The organism is Desulfovibrio sp. 1214_IL3152 (assembly GCF_036763055.1).
Lineage (GTDB): Bacteria > Desulfobacterota > Desulfovibrionia > Desulfovibrionales > Desulfovibrionaceae > Desulfovibrio.
Map to the genome: position 1 here is coordinate 1 of NZ_JBAIYW010000349.1, position 1,225 is coordinate 1,225.

1 protein-coding gene is annotated in these 1,225 nt (G+C 61.6%); it reads left to right on the forward strand.

Annotated elements, in window-relative coordinates; translation table 11 throughout:
* A partial coding sequence (locus V6C07_RS07505; RefSeq protein WP_333535744.1) for a SulP family inorganic anion transporter occupies window positions 1-1,225 on the forward strand: 1,225 nt, incomplete at both ends.

Genomic DNA, 1,225 nt, shown 5'->3' on the forward strand with positions numbered 1-1,225 from the left:
TCCCGCGTTGGCCCTGGCCCTGCTGGGTACGGTGGAGTCACTGGCAATCGGCAAGCAGCTTGCCAGCGTCAGAAACGACAGCTTCGACGGCAGCCAGGAGCTTATCGGGCAGGGATTGGGCAATATGGCGGCAGGCATCACTTCCGGCATACCGGGCTGCGGTTCCTTTACCCGCAGCGCCCTTATGGTCACATCCGGCGGGCGCACCCGCATGGGTACGGTATTTTCCGGTCTGCTGGCCCTGCCCATGCTTTTTGCGCTGGCCCCGTTCATTGCATGGCTGCCCTTGCCCGCGCTGGGCGGCATTCTGCTTATCATTGCCGTGCAGATGATAGATATCGAGGCCATACGCCTGTGCCTGGTCGCCACGCGCATCGACAGGATCGTGCTGTCCCTTACCTTTGCCTCCACACTTATCTTTGACCTTGAAAAAGCCATCTTCATCGGCGTACTGCTGTCGCTGGTGCTTTTTATCTATAAAACAGCACACCCCCGCGTGCGCCGCCTGCGGCCCAATGACCCCCTGCTGCGCGAGGCCCCGGAGAACATGCCCAACGGCATCGCCGTTTATGTCGTTGAGGGAACACTCTTTTTCGGGGCCATCCACGAGCTTGAGCGCCAGCTTTATGAAGAGGACGAAGAGCCCACACGCCTTGTGGTTCTGCACCTGACCCGTGTTTTCTGGCTGGACGCCTCGGGCGCATACGCCCTCTCGCAATTTGTGGAGCGTTGCTATGCCCGCAGCATTCCCGTCATTCTGGTTGTGGGCAGCCGTTCCGTGAACAGGATACTCCAGCGCACCGGCATACTGGACTATCTGAGCAATGGCTTTGTGGCCGAAACCATCAACGAGGGGCTGCGTCAGGCCACCCAGCTGCTGAGCCGCATCACCTGCCGCGATGGCCTGTGTACCTACCCCGTGCCGGGCATTGCGCCCCTTGCCGAAAGCGCGGCCGCCACCTATGCCGGTCAGACTCCGCTGCAAGACGCCGCCCTCAAGGATAAGGATGCGGATCCGCACGAAGCACCGCCCCTGTTTGAAGCAACAGAGGCCGGAGTCGCCGCCAGCACGGCCCCCACCCAGATCGACCAGCTGCCTCTGGACATGGACGATCATGACGACGAAGAGCACAGCGAACCAGGCAGCGCGACAGACGAAACAGACCGGGAAAGCCGGGCGGATTACGCCGACGCTGCTCCCGGCGGAACAGACCGCATGCTGAAA